The sequence below is a fragment of the Thiobacillus denitrificans genome, from assembly GCF_001530125.1.
Taxonomy (GTDB): Bacteria; Pseudomonadota; Gammaproteobacteria; order Burkholderiales; family Thiobacillaceae; genus Thiobacillus; species Thiobacillus denitrificans_C.
This window is the reverse complement of sequence record NZ_LDUG01000033.1, coordinates 72,584-88,515: the sequence shown is the minus strand read 5'-3', so window position 1 is coordinate 88,515 and position 15,932 is coordinate 72,584. Positions and strand designations below refer to the sequence as shown.

Below are 15,932 nucleotides of genomic sequence, written 5' to 3'. Positions count from 1 at the left end.
ATGAAGATACTTGTTCAGGCCGAAGCCTTCGATTTGGGTGCCGAAGTGAATGCCATCAGCCAGGGCCACACCGACATCGGCGCCATCGCGAGTTTTGTCGGTCTGGCGCGGGATAGCAACGAAGGCAGTGGCGTGCAGGCGATGACGCTGGAACACTATCCCGGCATGACTGAGAAGGCGCTCGCCGCGCTGGTCGATGAGGCACGCTCGCGCTGGGCGCTGCTTGACGTCACCGTAATCCACCGGGTCGGCCGGCTGCTGCCGGGCGACTCTATCGTACTGGTGGCCGTGGCCAGCAGCCACCGCGGCGAAGCGTTCGCCGCCTGCGAATACATCATGGATGCGCTGAAAACCCGCGCGCCGTTCTGGAAGAAGGAAGAAACCCCTGAGGGCGAGCGCTGGGTGGATGCGCGTGTCAGCGACGACGCAGCCGCAGCGCGCTGGACGGATTCCTGATTCCTCAAACTCAAACCTGATCGGGGCTACCAAGGCATTTCCCCAGTGCCTTAACTGTAGTTTCTCACCACGTTGTTCAGGGTATGACGACGCCTCGCAGGGGCGTACTTTTATCCCTCTGTCTGCACCAATCTAAAACAAGTTTAGCGATCTACGCACTAAGCCAGTGCTGCACGCATCGCTCAATCATGGGCGTTTATTCGTCCACCCATATTGGCTGCAAGCCAATATCCACAATGCTTTCGGATTGTTTCACTAATCACGCCGCATGGTTGGCATGGGCGTTGCTTTGTCATTACTCGTCATAACAAGTAATGGAGCGTGACGAGATATGGAGAAAACCCGAAAGAAGAATCCAGCGGTGCTGCAGATGTCGCCGGTGCCGCTGTATACACAGATCAAGGAAATTCTGCGTGACCGCATCCTCGACGGCACCTACCAGGAACATCAGCAGATGCCATCCGAAAGCGAACTGATGAACACCTTTAGCGTATCGCGTATCACGGTGAGGCAGGCATTGGGTGATCTGCAAAAGGAAGGCCTCATTTTCAAGATTCATCGATGGCGTGCATGTCGACCCGTCGCGTGGCGAAGTGCAGTTGCTGATCAACGCCGTGGGCGTGTCGAGCCATATCGCGTCCACGCTCAAACCCGGCACCCGCGTGATTTTGATGGGGCCGACCGGCACCGGCCTGCCCGTGCCCGAAAACGCAACCGTGACGGTGGCGGGTAGTCACTCCGCCGTGACCAGCACGGTGGACGGTGCGGCGATGTGGCGCGCTGCGGGCAACCGGATTGTGTTTATCGGGCATTTTCGCGATGCGGAGCGGGCACGTGCAGTCCAGCGTGCCATCGAGATCCTGACGGATCAGGCCATCTGGGTGCTGGACGAAGGGCCGGCCCTGAAACTGAGGCGGCAACAGGATGCCTGCTTTGTGCACGGGCTGGATGAGTTTCTGCAATCGTGTGCAGAGATGGACGCACCTTTCGCTGAGTGGGTAAGCAGCACAGACCAGCTCATCCTCTCCGACCATCCCGAATCGATGGAAATCTTCCGCACGATGTTGAGTGGCGATCTTAAGCCCTATCTGAAACCCGGTTTCAATGCGATTGCCGCAGTGAACAGCCCCATGCAGTGCATGATGAAGGAAGTCTGCGCCCAGTGTCTCTGTCGTCATGTGGACAGCGTGACAGGTGAGCCATCCAGGTATGTCTTTTCCTGCTTCAACCAACACCAGCCTTTGTTTGAACTCGATTTCAAGAATCTGCTGGCGCGCCAGGGACAAAACAGCGTTCAAGAAAAGCTATCCAATGCCTGGCTCGATTATCTGATAGAGGGCAGACAGACGGAGCCCGCGATGCAAGATGCAGTGAGCGCGTGGGCTCACGAAGTTACCCACGAACCCGTCGACCAGGACAACCACCCCGCGCCTTGATGCGCTAGACATGCACTTGCAGCGCAACCCGCTGTCAGCTTGCTGAACTGCTTGACATTAGTTCTAACACGAACTAAATTGGTTTGTGTTAGAACTAATTAAGGTTTTCAATGAATTCGCAAGCAGAATTCCTGCCGACTGTTCAAGCACTGGTTCGGTGCTATCAGGCGTTTGAAAGCTTTTCTGCCGCGCACATCCGCGAATTGGGGCTGACGCCGCCGCAGTTCGACGTCATTGCAACACTTGGCAATACCCCCGGGATGACCGCCACCGAACTCGGCGAAAAAACGCTCATTACCAAGGGCACGCTGACCGGCGTGGTCGACCGCCTGGCTGATCGCGGCTGGGTGGAGCGAATCGCGCACGTCAGCGATGGGCGCTGTCAGATTGTCCGGCTGACCCAGGCGGGCGAGGCCTTGTTTGCCAGGGTGTTCCCGGCGCATCTGGCGCATCTGGGCGCGTGTTTTGCCGGGGCGAGCGCCGCCGAGCACAAGCGTTGGCAAGCCGCCTTGCGGACGCTGGAGCAGGCTTTCAGGAAGGGGAGCGCATGAGCGTCGCGATGCGTTATTCGACGCCGGCCATCGTGCTGCACTGGCTGGTGGCGCTGCTGATCTTCGTGGGGTTTCCGCTCGGCGTTTACATGGTCGACCTGCCGCTGTCGCCCGACAAGCTGAAGCTCTACAGCTACCACAAGTGGATCGGCATCACGGTGTTCCTGCTGGTCGCTGTCCGGGTGAGCTGGCGGCTGATGCATACCCCGCCGTCCTTGCCGGCCGGTATTGCCGTCTGGCAACGTCGTGCAAGCCAGATCGTGCATGGCCTGTTGTATGCGTTGATTCTTGCGATTCCGCTGTCGGGCTGGCTGATGAGTTCGGCCAAGGGCTTCCAGACCGTGTGGTTTGGCGTGCTGCCTTTGCCCGACCTGTTAGAAAAAAACCGCGAACTGGGCGACTTGCTCGCAAGTGTGCACAAAGTGCTGAACTTCACGCTGCTGGGCCTGGTCATCCTGCACGTGGGCGCGGCACTCAAACACCATTTCATCGAACGCCAGCCCTTCCTGCAGCGCATGGGCTGGGGCAGAAAGGAGCGCACATGAAAATCACCCAATTGGTCCTGCTTGCGGCGCTTGCAGCGCCGGCGGCGCACGCGGTGGAATACCGCACGGTGCTGCCGAAGCAGAGCACCATCCACTTCGAATTCCGCCAGATGGGCGTGCCGGTGAAGGGCGGCTTCAAGCGCTTCACTACTGAAATGGCGTTCGACCCGGCCAAACCCGAGGCTGCCCGCGCACAGATCGAGATCGACCTTGCCAGCATCGACGCCGGTTCGCCCGAGGCCGACGACGAATCCGCCGGCAAGCTGTGGTTCAACCGCAGCGCGTATCCGAAGGCGACTTTCGTCTCCAGCCAGGTGCGCGCGCTGGGCAACAACCGCTACGAGATGCGCGGCACGCTCACGCTCAAGGGCAAAAGTCGCGAGATGACCGTGTCGGTGACCTACGTGCCCGGTAAAAACGCCTCCATCTTCGACGGCAGTTTTGTCCTCAAACGCCTCGACTTTGGCATCGGCGAAGGCATGTGGGCCGACGTCTCCACCGTCGCCGACGAAGTCCAGGTCCGATTCAGAATTGCCGCCACCGGCACATATTGATCCGATATCCATGGACTTGAAACGCCCGATGATCCCGAAAATCACAGATTGGCCCGAATGCCACGTCTGGTTTCGGATCAATATCGTTTAAACCCAGGCACGTTATTGAAGGGGAATTCAAGAACTTGAATTTCCCTTCAATAACCCGTTGTTCATCCATCTCAAGGAGCCTTACATGAAACGTCTTGCCCTCTTCGCCGCACTCGCCGCCGTATCCGTTGCCGCCCAGGCCGCGCCGGTCACCTACACCATCGACAACAGCCACACCTATCCGCATTTCAGCTACAACCACCTGGGTTTCTCCAACCAGACCCACAAGTTCGACAAGAGCAGCGGCACCGTGGTGCTCGACCGTGAAGGGGGAGCCGGTTCGGTCGTTGTGACCATCGACGCCACCTCGGTCAACACCGGCCATGCGGTGTTCAACGAACACCTCCAGGCCGCTGACTTTTTCGATACCGCCAATCACCCCACGATCACGTTCAAATCAAACAAGATGGCGTTCAGGGGCGACCAGCCGGTGAGCCTGGTAGGCGATTTGACGATCAAGGGCGTGACCCGCCCGGTGACGCTCACCATCACCCACTTCAAGTGCCAGCCGCATCCGATGCTGAAAGTCGACGCCTGCGGCGCCAACGCGACCACCCAGGTCAAGCGCTCGGAGTTCAACATGGGCAAGAATGTGCCTTTTGTTAGCGACGAAGTCACGCTGACGCTGGCGATCGAGGCGGTCAATCAGCCGGCGCAATAAGCCGGACAGGACGGTCTCCGGTAAAATGCGTCTTTGCTGTCCGGAACGACCCCTGTGCAACCCCATCAACTAGAACTGCTCGCGCCCGCGCGCGACGCCGACATCGGCATCGAAGCTGTCAACCACGGCGCCGATGCGGTATACATCGGCGGGCCGTCGTTCGGCGCGCGCGCGGCGGCGTCCAACGATATCGCCGACATCGCGCGACTGGTCGACCACGCCCACCGCTTCAACGCGCGCGTGTTCGTCACCCTCAACACCATCCTGCGCGACGACGAACTCGAGCCGGCGCGCCAGCAGATCTGGCAGCTGTACGACGCCGGCGTCGACGCGCTCATCATCCAGGACATGGGCCTGCTGGAACTCGACCTGCCGCCGATCCAGCTGCACGCCAGCACCCAGACCGACATCCGCACGCCGGAGAAAGCCCGCTTTTTACAGGATGTGGGGCTGAGTCAGATTGTTCTCGCGCGCGAGCTCGATCTCGGCCAGATCGCCGCCATTCGCGCCGCCACACGACCTGAAACCACCCTGGAATTTTTCGTCCACGGCGCGCTGTGCGTCGCCTACAGCGGCCAGTGCTACATCAGCCACGCCCACACCGGGCGCAGCGCCAACCGCGGCGATTGCTCGCAGGCCTGCCGCCTGCCCTACCAGGTCACCGACATGAAAGGCCGCATCGTCGCGCACGACAAGCATGTGCTGTCGATGAAGGACAACAACCAGAGCGACAACCTCGAGGCGCTGATCGACGCCGGCATCCGCAGCTTCAAGATCGAGGGCCGCTACAAGGACATGGGCTATGTGAAGAACATTACCGCCCATTACCGCACCCTGCTCGACGAGATCATCGACCGCCGCCCGGAATTCGCGCGCGCGTCCGCAGGCCGCACCACCTTTGCCTTCACGCCCGATCCCAACCAGAACTTCAACCGCGAGTTCACCGACTACTTTGTCAGCGGCCGCAAGGACGACATTGGCGCGTTCGACACGCCGAAGAATCCCGGCCTTTTCATCGGCTACGTCAGCAAGGTCGGCGACAAATGGGTCGAACTGCAGACCGATTCGCCCGACATCGTGCTCAACAACGGCGATGGTCTGTGCTACTACACGCTGCAGAAGGATCTGGCCGGTCTCGCGATCAACCGTTCAGAAAAGCAGGGCTCGGGCGTGTGGCGCGTGTTCCCGAAAGACCCGATGGCAAGCTTCAAGGACTTGCGCGCCGGCACACTGGTCAACCGCAACCGCGACATGAACTGGACGCGTCTGCTGGACAGGCCGTCGAGCGAACGCCGCATCGGCGTGTGGCTGCGGCTGGACGAAACCGACGCGGGATTTGCGCTGACGCTGGTCGACGAAGAAGGCAACACCGCGGCGGTGAATGCCGCGCACGCCAAAGAAGTGGCCAAGGACGCGGCAAAAGCCGAAGCGACGCTACGCGAGCACCTCGGCAAGCTCGGCACCACGCCGTTTGCCGCCATGGGCATTGCGCTCGAACTGAGGCAGCCCTGGTTCGTGCCGGCGTCCTTCCTCAATGCGTTGCGCCGCGATGCGGTCGCCGCGCTGGAAACCGCGCGCGCCGCCGCTTATGTCCGTCCCGCGTGTGCACAGGCGGTCGAGCCGCCGGCGATCTACCCCGAGGACACGCTCTCTTATCTCGCCAACGTTTACAACCACAAGGCGCGCGATTTCTATGCGAAGCACGGCGTCAGGCTCATTGCCGCCGCGTACGAAAGCCATGAGGAAACCGGCGAAGTCTCGCTGATGATCACCAAGCATTGCGTGCGCTACTCGCTGAGTTTGTGTCCCAAGCAGGCCAAGGGCGTGACCGGCGTGCAGGGCACCGTGCGTGCCGCGCCGCTGACGCTGATCAACGGCAGCGAAAAGCTCATCCTGCGCTTCGATTGCAAGCCGTGCGAGATGCACGTGGTGGGGAAACTGAAACCGGCGGTCGCAAAAAACAGCGCGCCGCTGATGTTCTTCAAAACGCGGGCCTAACGGGCATGGCGAGTTGCCACCCCTGACAATGAAACTCACCCTGCCCGTTTCCCTCTCTCCAACCCTCTCCCGCAAGCGGGCGAGGGGGCGAACGAGTCGCTGCGCGAGTTTCACGCTAAAGACTGGCGGCGAGTTTTTCCATGAAGGCCGCATGCCGCGCTTCAGCCTTGTGGAAGGCCGCGATCAGCCGCTCGGCGTCTTCGGTCAGGCGGCTGCCGGCGGGACCACTTTCGACCAGTGGCGACTGCCATGCGGTGTTGATCGCATCCACCGCATCCCAAGCGGCCTTGTAGCTCATTTTCATGGCCTTGGCGGCCTTGGAGATGGAGCCGGTTTCACGGATGCGCTGCAGCAGTTCGACGCGGCCGCGGCCGAGGAAATTCCTGCCATCGAGCGTCAGCCAGAAGCGGCCGTCCGCCTTGAGTTGCGCTGTCTTGGATCGCGTCGTCATGCGGCGAGTGTAGCAAACGACCATTGCCGTTCTCGTGCGGGCGGCAGAGAATTGATAAAACTGTAATCCAAGGAGAGTGCCATGAAAAAACTGCTCGCCGTCTGCGCGATGCTCTGCCTGCCGTTTTCTGCCCAGGCCGTCGAAAGCTACACCGTGCTGTTCAAGACCCAGGGAAGCTTCCAGGAGGTGCGCGATTTGCTTCAATTCTCGATCGAGGGCAAGGGCCTGAAAATCACCAACACCAACAAGATCGCCGAAATGCTGGAACGCACCGGCATGGATATCGGCGAGACCCGGCAGGTGTACGAAAACGCCGAGCAGTTCGAATTCTGCAGTGCCACCATTTCGCGCCACATGATGGAAGCCGACCCGCACTCGATCGTGATGTGCCCGTACAGCGTGGTGGTCTACACGATTCCCAACGACAAGACGGTATACCTCGCTTACCGCAAGCCGGCTGCCACCAAGAATCCGGCGTTGAAGAAGACACTGGTCGAGTTGGAAAAACTGCTCACCGACATCATCAAGGACGCGATGTAAGCCCTTGACTGGTGTCATCGGCTAGAATCCGCGCATGACACCAGCCGCCTCGCACCATCCATGACCGCCTTCCTCGCCATTGGCCTAGGTGCGGCCATCGGCGCGTGGCTGCGCTGGGGGCTGGGGTTGTGGCTGAACCCCGTGTTTCCCTCCATGCCGCTCGGCACGCTGGCCGCCAATCTGATCGGCGGCTATTTCGTTGGCCTGGTCATCGCCTGGTTTGCCGATCACCCCGGCGTGCCACCGGAAGCACGGCTGTTTCTCATTACCGGCCTGCTCGGCGGGCTGACCACGTTTTCCACCTTTTCCGCCGAAGTCGTCACGGCGATGATGCGCGGCCTGTGGATGACCGGCGGCCTGATTGCGTTTTCCCACATGTTGGGCTCTTTTATGGCCACCGGGCTGGGGTTTTATTCGATGAGGCTTTTCAAATGAACGCGGTCTGCCTGCAGGTGTTTGTGTCAGAAGCCAGCCGCCATCACAGCAAGCTGACGTATGAATGGCTGCTCGATGCGGCGCAGGGACTCGGTGTCAGCGGGGGCTCGGCGTTCCTTGCGCTGGCCGGCTTCGGCCGCCACGGCCGGCATGATGCCGGGTTCTTCGAGCTGGCGGGCGAACTGCCGGTGGTGGTGGAGTTCTTCGTCGATGCGGCGCTGGCAGACCAGTTGCTGAAAGTCATCGCCGACGCCGGTCTGAAGCTCGTCTACGCCAGACTGCCGGCAGAAATAGGCGTCACGCTTTAGTAAGCGTGCTCGACCAGCTGATCCTGTTCGTCGCTTCGCTGGCGGCGAATTTCTTTTCGGCGCTGTCGGGCGGCGGGGCGGGGCTGATCCAGTTTCCCATGCTGATTTTTCTGGGGCTGCCGTTCGGCGTGGCGCTTGCCACCCACAAAGTCGCCAGCGTCGCGCTTGGCCTGGGCGCCACGCTGCGGCATCTGAAGGAATCGCATCTCGAACGCCGTTTTTCGCTGATCATTCTCGGTGCGGGTCTGCCCGGCGTGGTGCTGGGCGCGTTGATGATCCTGCAGATTCCCGAGCGCATCGCCACCCTGGCGCTGGGTGTTCTGACGCTCGGGCTGGGGCTGTATTCGGTGTTCAAACCCCGTCTCGGCATGGACCACACGCCCAGGAACCGGCAGGGCGCGGCGTTGATCGGCGGCATGGCGGGGCTGTTTGTCGTCGGCTTTCTCAATGGCTCGATTACCAGCGGCACCGGGCTGTTTCTCACCCTCTGGCTGATCCGCTGGTTCGGCCTCGATTACACGCGGGCCGTGGCCTACACCCTGATTCTGTGCGGACTGGTTTGGAATGGCACCGGCGCGCTGATACTAGGTGTGATCGGTACGGTAGCGTGGGACTGGATGCCGGCGCTGCTGGCCGGCTCGATCCTCGGCGGCTATCTGGGCAGCCATCTGGCGATCAAAAAAGGCAACCTGTGGATCAAGCGGGCGTTCGAGATCGTGACGATCCTGATCGGCCTGAAGCTGATCCTGAGCTAGGAAGCACTGCGGACATCACCTGTAGGAGTACCCGCAAGGGGTAGGCCGTGTTGGTAAGCCGCTAAAGCGGCAACCACCACGCACCGTCGCCCTCGCCGCGATTTTCGCACCGTGCATCGGGCCGGGGGCGATCCTCCTACAACGGGGCGGACCGCCTGCTAATCTTCGTCGGCGTGGATGCGGTTGCGGCCATCGCGCTTGGCCTGGTAGAGCGCCTCGTCCGCTGCCTTGATCAGCGAATCGCCGTTTTGATAGAGTGGGTAGGTGGCGATGCCGCCGCTGGCAGTGGCAACGAAATGGCGGTCGTCAACGGGATGGCGGATTTGCGAAAAATCCTGGCGGATACGATTCATGATGGCGAACGCGTTTTCGGCATCGGTGTGCGGCAGGCCGATGAGGAATTCCTCGCCGCCGTAGCGACAGATGATGTCCTGCTTGCGCAGGCGCTGCTTGAGCAGCCACGACAGGCTGCGGATGACCTGGTCGCCCACGGGATGGCCGTAGGTGTCGTTGACCTGCTTGAAATGGTCGATGTCCATCATCACCACCGACAGGAAACCGCCATCGTGCGCCACACTGGACAGCAGCATATCCAGCGTGTTCTTGCCGCTGGAGTGATTGAGCAGGCCGGTCAGGCTGTCGTTGTACATGGTGCGGCGCAGCGCCCGATAGCGCTCGATCTTGCTCTTGACGATCGCGTTGAGGAATACCGGGTTGAACGGTTTGGTGAGGAAGTGATCGCCGCCCAGCCGCATGGCGTCGACCTGCAGGGCGACGTTGGTTTCGCCGGACAGGTAGACGATCGGGGTGCTGAGGAACTCGCTATGCTGACGAATGATGCGCGCGGCCTCGACGCCGGTGCAGTTCGGCATGTACATGTCCATCAGGATCAGGTCGGGATTGAACTGCCGCAGCGCATTGAGCGTCTGTCGCGGATCGTTGACGATCTTGGTGTCAATCTGGTTTTCTTCCAGGGTGCGGCGGATCAGGTGGCTGGCGGTCTTGGAGTCTTCCACGATCAGCACGCGATACGCTTCCTGATCCTGGCGCTCGTTCAGTTCCAGGATGTGCTCGACGATGGTATGCGAGGGCGTGCCTTCCAGCAGACAGCTGTCGCACCCGCCGCGCAGGGCTTGTTGCATCCGCTCGAAATCGGAGCGCACCCCGAGACCGATCAGCTGCCCCATCACGAAGCGTTGCCGCAGGGTCTGGATTCGGCTGCTCCACTCAGCTTCCGGCAGGCTGCTCATGTCGAGCAGCAGCAAGGGGGCAACGCCTGCGTTGTCCGGCAAGGGCTGTTGCCAGGTGATGAACTGCGCGGCCATGCCGAAATAACCCAGCTGGGCCTGTAAGTCAGCCCAGGCCGACTGGTCATGCCCGATCAGCCAGGACTGGTCCATCGGCATGTCATGGGGGGCGGGGTGCAACGGGTCATGGCGCCGCTCGGCCAGATCGGCGGTGGCTGTGGCATGGGTATTCGCCATGCGGCCCAGCGCAAGCACGCGTTCGTTCAGGTCGTTCAGCGCGGCTTGCGGCAGCGGATGCGCCACGTCTTCGCTGAACAAGGTCAGCGTCACCTGCTCCAGCTGGTGGCTGGCGTGATGCAGGGCCGTGATGCCCTTGTCGATCAGGAACTCGGTGAAGCTGTTGATCGATACCGCCAGCTCGACGAAGCTGTCAAAACTTGGCAGCGCTTGATAACGCTGCCAAGTGTTCGACAATGCCTGGTTTTTTTGCAGGAGTTCTTCGGGTGAGCAGAGCATGGAACGAGCTGGATAAGTTTTTTTTGTTGAGGCGTAACTAATAATTATCGCGCTTTATGGATGGTTTGGGTTGCGGCAACGCGATTCGCCGCGCCATGTACTTGAATCCGGACGCGCCAGACCCCTCGTGCTTGCTGTGTTCACTCTCCGCCTTCCTGCTCCAGTCGCAAATACTGGTTGTACGCGTTGATCCGGTTGGCTTCGTCGAATGCCGGCATGGCGCGGTATTTCGACCAGTCGGTTTTTTCATAGGCTTCCTCGAACGGCACGAGCTTGCGTGCGGCCGGACCCATCTGGTCGCGCAGATAGCGCAGATAGTCGCGGGTGAAGACGAGGTCGGTGCGCGGTGCGTGCGAGGGCTCGCCGTGGCCGGGCACCAGCACCCTGGGGTTGAGCGCAATCAGCTTGTCGAGCGCGGCGATCCAGGCGCGGCTGTCGGCGTCGCCGACAAAAGGCACGCGGCCGCGAAACACCAGGTCGCCGGCATAGAGCACGCCGTCCTGCTTCACCAGCATCGCCAGATCCTCGCTGGAGTGGGCCGGGCCGACGTGACGCAGCGCGAACTCGACGCCGCCCATTTCAAAGTCCATGTCGCCCGCCAGAAAACGGTCTGCCTCCAGCAACTGCGTGTCGTCGTCGACCCAGGGGAAAAGCACTTCCTTGCGCTGCTCAAAGCGCTCGGCCGCGCCTTCTCTGCGGGTGGCGCCTTCGGCGAAGCGGTGCGCCCAGATTTCGGCCCCCAGCGCCTTGAATACCTGCAGGCCGTAAAAGTGGTCGGCGTGGTAATGGCTGACGATGACGCGCTTGATTGGCTGATCGGTGATCTGGCGAATCAGGCTGACCAGTTTTTCGGCCAGCGGCGGCGAGGCCAGCGCATCGAACACCACCACGCCGTCGCGCGTGACGACAAACCCGGCATTGGACATGAAGCCCTCGTTCTCGCTGGACGCCGCGCCCGGCAGGCCCTGCACGAAATAGCTGTGGGGACCCAGTTGCACGGCCTCCATCGGCACGGTGGCAACTTCGGTTTTGGCCCAGGCGGCAGGCGGCAAGGCAAGGCAGAACAGTGCGAGCAGAATACGTTGCATGGTGGTTATCCATCGACGGGGATGCACACATTATAGAGAGGGCGGGCGGCAGTCTGGGCACCAGAGGGTGATGCTGTGATATCTTCAAAGCTGTAACGGGGAGTCTCAGGCGTGTTCAAAAAACAGTGGCCGGCGTTTGTGCTGGCATTCATATTGCCGCTGCTGGCGGTGTTCTGGTGGTGGGGCGGATTCAACCCGGTCAGCGTGACCGAAACCGAGGCGGGGCCTTATCGCTATGCCTATCTGGATTACGATGGCCCGATCAGCAACCTGCGGAAATCGCATCGCACGGCGCTGGATCATTTCACTGCGGCCAAGGTGGCGGCGGGCGACACAATCAGCGTGATCCTGACCGACCCGCGCGTAGCCGACGGCAAGGTGCGCGCGCAACTGGGCTACACCCTGGCCGAGAACGCCCCGATCCCGGATGGCCTGAAGGAAGGCCGCATCGAACGTCGCCCAGTGTTTGCCGCCAAGGTGCAGGCAGCGGTGCTACTGGCACCGTCCAAGGCCTACCAGGCGCTGTCCGATACGCTTGAGTCGCGCGGGCAGGCCATCGTCATGCCGACGGTCGAACTGTATCGCCCGGCAGGGCAGGCAAACCGCATCGGTAGCTTTACCCTGGAGATGAACCGCTGATGGCTTTCCTTTCCGTTCTCGCCGCCGTTGTCTTCGAACACTTGCGCCCGTTGCGGCAGCCGCTGTCGTACTACCGGCACTACACCCGCCTCACCCAGTGGCTTGAGCGTCGCTTCAATGCCGGCGAATACAGCCACGGTGCGATTGCCTGGGCGCTGGCGGTGCTGCCGGTACTGGCTGGGGTGTGGCTGGTTTTTGCCCTGCTCGATGGCATCAGCCCGGTCCTCGGCTGGATATGGAATGTGGCCGTGCTGTATTTCACCCTTGGGTTCAAATATTTCAGCGACGCCGCCGAACAGATTGCGCGTCTGCTGCGCGCCGGCGATATCGAAGGCGCGCGTGCGCGTCTCGACGCCTGGCGCGGCGGTGATGCCAGCCAGTTCAGCGCCGACGATCTGGCGCGGGTCACCATCGAGCAGGTGATGGCCGCAAGCCATCGCCAGATGTTCGGCGTGCTGCTGTGGTTTGTGCTGCTGTCGTCGCTGGGGCCGGTTGGCGCGGTGCTGTTCCGCAGCGCCTCGATTCTGGCGCGGCGTTGGGCAAACGCCAATGGCCATTTCGGCGTGTTTGCGCAACGTGCGTTTCACGTCATCAACTGGTTGCCCGCCCGGCTGACCGCGCTGACCTACGCCATCGCCGGCAACTTCGAGGACGCCACCTATTGCTGGCGGACCCAGGCATCCGCCTGGCCGGAAACGGAAGAGGGCGTGGTGCTCGCCGCCGGCGCCGGCGCCATGGGCGTACGCCTGGGGCAGAGCGTCAACGTGGGCGGGGAAATCGTGTGGCGGCCCGAGCTCGGAACCGGGCAGGCGCCCGACGCCGACTGCATCGACAGCGCCGTCAGCATGATCTGGCGCGGCCTGGCGATCTGGCTGGTGGCGGGCCTCTTGGTCGTCATCGCCGGCTGGTTCGCTTAAGCGTTAACCCCGCCGCCAGTCATGCTCAACGCGCTGTGGATCGGCTTCTTTCTGGCCGCCTTTCTGATTGCGTTGTTCAAACTGGTTTTCCTCGGCGATGCCGACATCTTCGCCGCGCTGGTAAAAGCGCTGTTCGCCAGCAGCAAGACCGCATTTGAAATCGCGCTGGGCTTGACCGGTGTGATGGCGTTGTGGCTGGGGGTGATGAAAATCGGCGAGCGTGCCGGCATGCTCGAGGTGCTGACGCGCGGCCTCGCGCCGCTGTTTCGCCGCCTGTTCCCCGACGTGCCGCCCAACCATCCGGCGCTTGGCGCGATGACCATGAACATGGGCGCCAACATGCTGGGGCTGGACAATGCGGCGACGCCGCTCGGCATCAAGGCGATGCAGGAACTGCAGAAACTCAACCCGTCCAGCGATACTGCCAGCGACGCGCAAATCCTGTTTCTGGTGATCAATACCGCGTCGGTCACCCTGCTGCCGGTGACCATTTTCACCTTCCGCGCGCAGTTGGGCGCGGCCGACCCCACCGATGTGTTCGTGCCGCTCCTCATCACCACCTACATCGGCACCCTGGTCGGGCTCTTTGTCACCGGCTTCTTCCAGCGCCTGCACCTGTGGAATCGCGTCACCATGGCCTATCTGGGCGGGGCAACGGCGCTGATCGGCGGACTGGTGCTGTATTTCGGCAGCCTCGACGCCGCGGCGATGACGCGGCAGTCGTCGATCCTGAGCAACGTGCTGCTGTTTGGCCTCATCGTCACCTTCCTGCTGATGGCGGTGCGGCGCCGCGTCAATGCCTACGAGGCTTTCGTCGAAGGCGCCAAGGAAGGCTTTCACACGGCGGTCACGATCATTCCGTATCTTGTCGCGATGCTGGTGGCGATCGCCGTGTTTCGCGCCAGCGGCGCGCTCGACCTGCTGATAGACGGGATGCGCGGCATGGTGCTGGCGCTGGGGTACGACGCGCGCTGGGTCGACGCCCTGCCCACCGCGCTGATGAAACCGTTTTCCGGCAGCGGCGCGCGTGCCATGATGATCGACACCATGCAGGCGCACGGCGCGGATTCGTTCGCCGGCCGCCTGGCGTCGATCGTACAGGGCAGCACCGAGACGACGTTTTACGTGCTGGCGGTGTATTTCGGCGCGATCGGCATCAAACGCGTGCGCCACGCCGTCGCCTGCGGCTTGATCGCCGATGTGGCCGGCATCCTCGCCGCCATCGGCATGGCCTATCTGTTTTTTGGTGCATCCGTATGAAAACCTACGACACCCTCGCGGCGGTCGACCTCGGCTCCAATTCCTTCCGCCTGGAAGTGGCGCGGGTGGCCGGCGACCAGCTGTATCCGCTCGATTCGCTGAAGGAAACCGTGCGCCTGGCCGGCGGGCTTGCCGCCGACAAGCAGCTCGACGAAGCCACCCAGACGCGTGCGCTGGCCTGTCTGCAACGCTTTGGCGAACGCCTGCGCGGCCTGTCGCCGGAAACGGTCCGCTGCGTCGGCACCTCGACCCTGCGCGTCGCCCGCAACGCCGATGTCTTTATTCGTCAAGCCGAAGCCGCGCTCGGCCACCCGATCGAAATCGTCGCCGGGCGCGAAGAAGCGCGGCTGATCTATCTCGGCGTCGCCCATTCACTGCCGGCCTCGCCCGACCGGCGGCTGGTGGTCGACATCGGCGGCGGCTCCACCGAGCTCATCATTGGACATGGCCTGAAGCCGCACGAGCGCGAAAGCCTGCACATGGGCTGCGTCAATTTCTCGCAGCGTTTTTTTGCCGGCGGGGTGATCGACAAGGCCGCACTGAAAGCCGCCGAAGTGGCCGCGCGGGTCGAGGCCGAGATCATTGCCAAAGCGTTTTCCAAAGGCAACTGGCAGCAGGCCATCGGCTCGTCCGGCAGCGCGCGCGCGCTGCGCGAAATCCTCGAACAGAGCGGATGGTCTGCGCGCGGCATCACCGCCGACGGGCTGGCGCTGTTGCGCGCCCAGTTCATCAAGGCCGGCCATGTCGACGCGCTCGAACTGCCCGGCCTGTCGCGCGACCGCCGACCGGTCATCGCCGGTGGCTTCGCCATCATGGCCGGGCTGTTCGCCGAGCTCGAGATCGAGCAGATGGACGTCGCCGAAACCGCCATGCGCGAAGGCATCCTCTACGATTTGCTGGGACGCTTCCACCAGCAGGACATGCGCGAAGCGACCGTGGACGAATTCATGCGCCGCTATCACATCGACCCCCAGCAGGCTGCGCGCGTCAAGCGGGTGGCGCTGAAGCTGCTGGCGGCAGCTGGCGGCGGCGACGAAAACGACGTGCGCTTTCTCGACTGGGCGGCGCGTCTGCACGAAATCGGCCTGTCGGTGTCGCACGGCGGCTACCATCGCCATTCAGGCTACATCCTGGAAAACGCCGACATGCCAGGGTTTTCCAGGTCCGATCAGGCGCGCTTGGCGCTGTTGGCACGTGCCCAGCGCGGCGCGCTGGTCAAGCTGCCGCAGTTTTCCGCTGACGCCACCTTGCCCGACAACGATCGCCTGCTGGTCTGGCTGCTGCGCCAGGCGGCCATCCTTTGCCGCAGCCGCGCTGAGCCCCAGCTACCCGAAGTGGCAGTGGACGCCAGCGGCAAGCGTTTTCGTCTGACCCTGCCCGAAGGCTGGCTGGAAAGTCGCCCACTCACCCAGCGTGCGCTGGAGGAGGAGGCGGTTCACTGGCACGCGACCGGGATGAAATACACGTTCGGCTAAGCGCGGGTTA

The 15,932-nt window shown here is 62.3% G+C and carries 18 protein-coding genes and 1 pseudogene; 16 read left to right on the top strand and 3 right to left on the bottom strand.

Annotated features, from left to right (window positions below):
* The 8 genes and pseudogenes from moaE (at position 1) to ABW22_RS11735 (ending at position 6,291) form a co-directional block, all read left to right on the top strand.
* Positions 1-456, top strand: coding sequence for a molybdopterin synthase catalytic subunit MoaE (gene moaE / locus ABW22_RS11770; RefSeq protein ID WP_059756754.1), 456 nt, complete (start codon positions 1-3; stop codon positions 454-456).
* A 331-nt stretch (positions 457-787) separates the two neighbouring features.
* A pseudogene (locus tag ABW22_RS18095) lies at positions 788-1,003 on the top strand (GntR family transcriptional regulator); the annotation flags it as partial.
* A 52-nt stretch (positions 1,004-1,055) separates the two neighbouring features.
* On the top strand, positions 1,056-1,892 hold the full coding sequence (locus tag ABW22_RS18090) for a hypothetical protein (RefSeq protein ID WP_237763331.1): 837 nt from the start codon (positions 1,056-1,058) through the stop codon (positions 1,890-1,892).
* Between the two features lie 110 nt (positions 1,893-2,002).
* Positions 2,003-2,443 carry a MarR family winged helix-turn-helix transcriptional regulator gene (locus ABW22_RS11755; RefSeq protein ID WP_059756744.1) on the top strand — a complete coding sequence of 147 codons (441 nt, stop codon included), beginning with the start codon at positions 2,003-2,005 and terminating at the stop codon, positions 2,441-2,443.
* Complete coding sequence (locus ABW22_RS11750; RefSeq protein WP_237763330.1) at positions 2,440-2,988, top strand: cytochrome b; 549 nt, start codon at positions 2,440-2,442, stop codon at positions 2,986-2,988. The genes ABW22_RS11755 and ABW22_RS11750 overlap by 4 nt, the downstream gene beginning before the upstream one ends.
* Positions 2,985-3,542, top strand: coding sequence for a YceI family protein (locus tag ABW22_RS11745; protein ID WP_059756741.1), 558 nt, complete (start codon positions 2,985-2,987; stop codon positions 3,540-3,542). The genes ABW22_RS11750 and ABW22_RS11745 overlap by 4 nt, the downstream gene beginning before the upstream one ends.
* 175 nt (positions 3,543-3,717) lie before the next feature.
* On the top strand, positions 3,718-4,293 hold the full coding sequence (locus tag ABW22_RS11740; protein ID WP_059756956.1) for a YceI family protein: 576 nt from the start codon (positions 3,718-3,720) through the stop codon (positions 4,291-4,293).
* Between the two features lie 54 nt (positions 4,294-4,347).
* The gene (locus tag ABW22_RS11735; protein ID WP_059756738.1) at positions 4,348-6,291 is read left to right on the top strand and encodes a peptidase U32 family protein; all 1,944 of its coding nucleotides are present in this window, start codon (positions 4,348-4,350) and stop codon (positions 6,289-6,291) included.
* 115 nt (positions 6,292-6,406) lie between these two features.
* On the opposite strand, the gene ABW22_RS11730 is transcribed toward ABW22_RS11735, so the two are convergent.
* On the bottom strand, positions 6,407-6,766 hold the full coding sequence (locus tag ABW22_RS11730) for a winged helix-turn-helix domain-containing protein (protein WP_237763329.1): 360 nt from the start codon (positions 6,764-6,766) through the stop codon (positions 6,407-6,409).
* 57 nt (positions 6,767-6,823) lie between these two features.
* Between ABW22_RS11730 and ABW22_RS11725 the strand changes: the two genes are divergently transcribed.
* The 4 genes from ABW22_RS11725 to ABW22_RS11710 are packed head-to-tail and all read left to right on the top strand — an operon-like array spanning position 6,824 to position 8,780.
* The gene (locus tag ABW22_RS11725) at positions 6,824-7,282 is read left to right on the top strand and encodes a DUF302 domain-containing protein (RefSeq protein WP_059756736.1); all 459 of its coding nucleotides are present in this window, start codon (positions 6,824-6,826) and stop codon (positions 7,280-7,282) included.
* 60 nt (positions 7,283-7,342) lie between these two features.
* Positions 7,343-7,717 carry a fluoride efflux transporter CrcB gene (gene crcB, locus ABW22_RS11720; protein ID WP_059756732.1) on the top strand — a complete coding sequence of 125 codons (375 nt, stop codon included), beginning with the start codon at positions 7,343-7,345 and terminating at the stop codon, positions 7,715-7,717.
* The gene (locus tag ABW22_RS11715) at positions 7,714-8,025 is read left to right on the top strand and encodes a DUF190 domain-containing protein (RefSeq protein WP_059756728.1); all 312 of its coding nucleotides are present in this window, start codon (positions 7,714-7,716) and stop codon (positions 8,023-8,025) included. Before crcB ends, ABW22_RS11715 begins: the two co-directional genes overlap by 4 nt.
* A gap of 5 nt (positions 8,026-8,030) precedes the next feature.
* The gene (locus ABW22_RS11710) at positions 8,031-8,780 is read left to right on the top strand and encodes a sulfite exporter TauE/SafE family protein (RefSeq protein WP_059756723.1); all 750 of its coding nucleotides are present in this window, start codon (positions 8,031-8,033) and stop codon (positions 8,778-8,780) included.
* A 158-nt stretch (positions 8,781-8,938) separates the two neighbouring features.
* Here the strand turns inward: ABW22_RS11710 and ABW22_RS11705 are convergent, their stop codons facing one another.
* Positions 8,939-10,543 (bottom strand): diguanylate cyclase, encoded by a 1,605-nt coding sequence (locus ABW22_RS11705; protein ID WP_059756720.1) that lies wholly within the window; start codon positions 10,541-10,543, stop codon positions 8,939-8,941.
* A gap of 140 nt (positions 10,544-10,683) precedes the next feature.
* Entirely contained in the window at positions 10,684-11,631 is a 948-nt protein-coding gene (locus ABW22_RS11700; protein ID WP_059756716.1) for an MBL fold metallo-hydrolase, read from the bottom strand.
* Between the two features lie 111 nt (positions 11,632-11,742).
* On the opposite strand from ABW22_RS11700, the gene ABW22_RS11695 reads away from it, so the two are divergent.
* The 4 genes from ABW22_RS11695 to ppx are packed head-to-tail and all read left to right on the top strand — an operon-like array spanning position 11,743 to position 15,922.
* Positions 11,743-12,270: a hypothetical protein gene (locus ABW22_RS11695; RefSeq protein WP_059756712.1), complete on the top strand. Its 528-nt coding sequence runs from the start codon at positions 11,743-11,745 to the stop codon at positions 12,268-12,270.
* Positions 12,270-13,187 (top strand): CobD/CbiB family protein, encoded by a 918-nt coding sequence (locus tag ABW22_RS11690; protein ID WP_059756710.1) that lies wholly within the window; start codon positions 12,270-12,272, stop codon positions 13,185-13,187. Before ABW22_RS11695 ends, ABW22_RS11690 begins: the two co-directional genes overlap by 1 nt.
* A 21-nt stretch (positions 13,188-13,208) precedes the next feature.
* Positions 13,209-14,447 (top strand): nucleoside recognition domain-containing protein, encoded by a 1,239-nt coding sequence (locus ABW22_RS11685; RefSeq protein ID WP_059756706.1) that lies wholly within the window; start codon positions 13,209-13,211, stop codon positions 14,445-14,447.
* A complete protein-coding gene (ppx, locus tag ABW22_RS11680) occupies positions 14,444-15,922 on the top strand; it encodes an exopolyphosphatase (protein ID WP_059756703.1) in 1,479 nt (492 codons plus the stop codon). The genes ABW22_RS11685 and ppx overlap by 4 nt, the downstream gene beginning before the upstream one ends.
* Positions 15,923-15,932 lie beyond the last annotated feature (10 nt).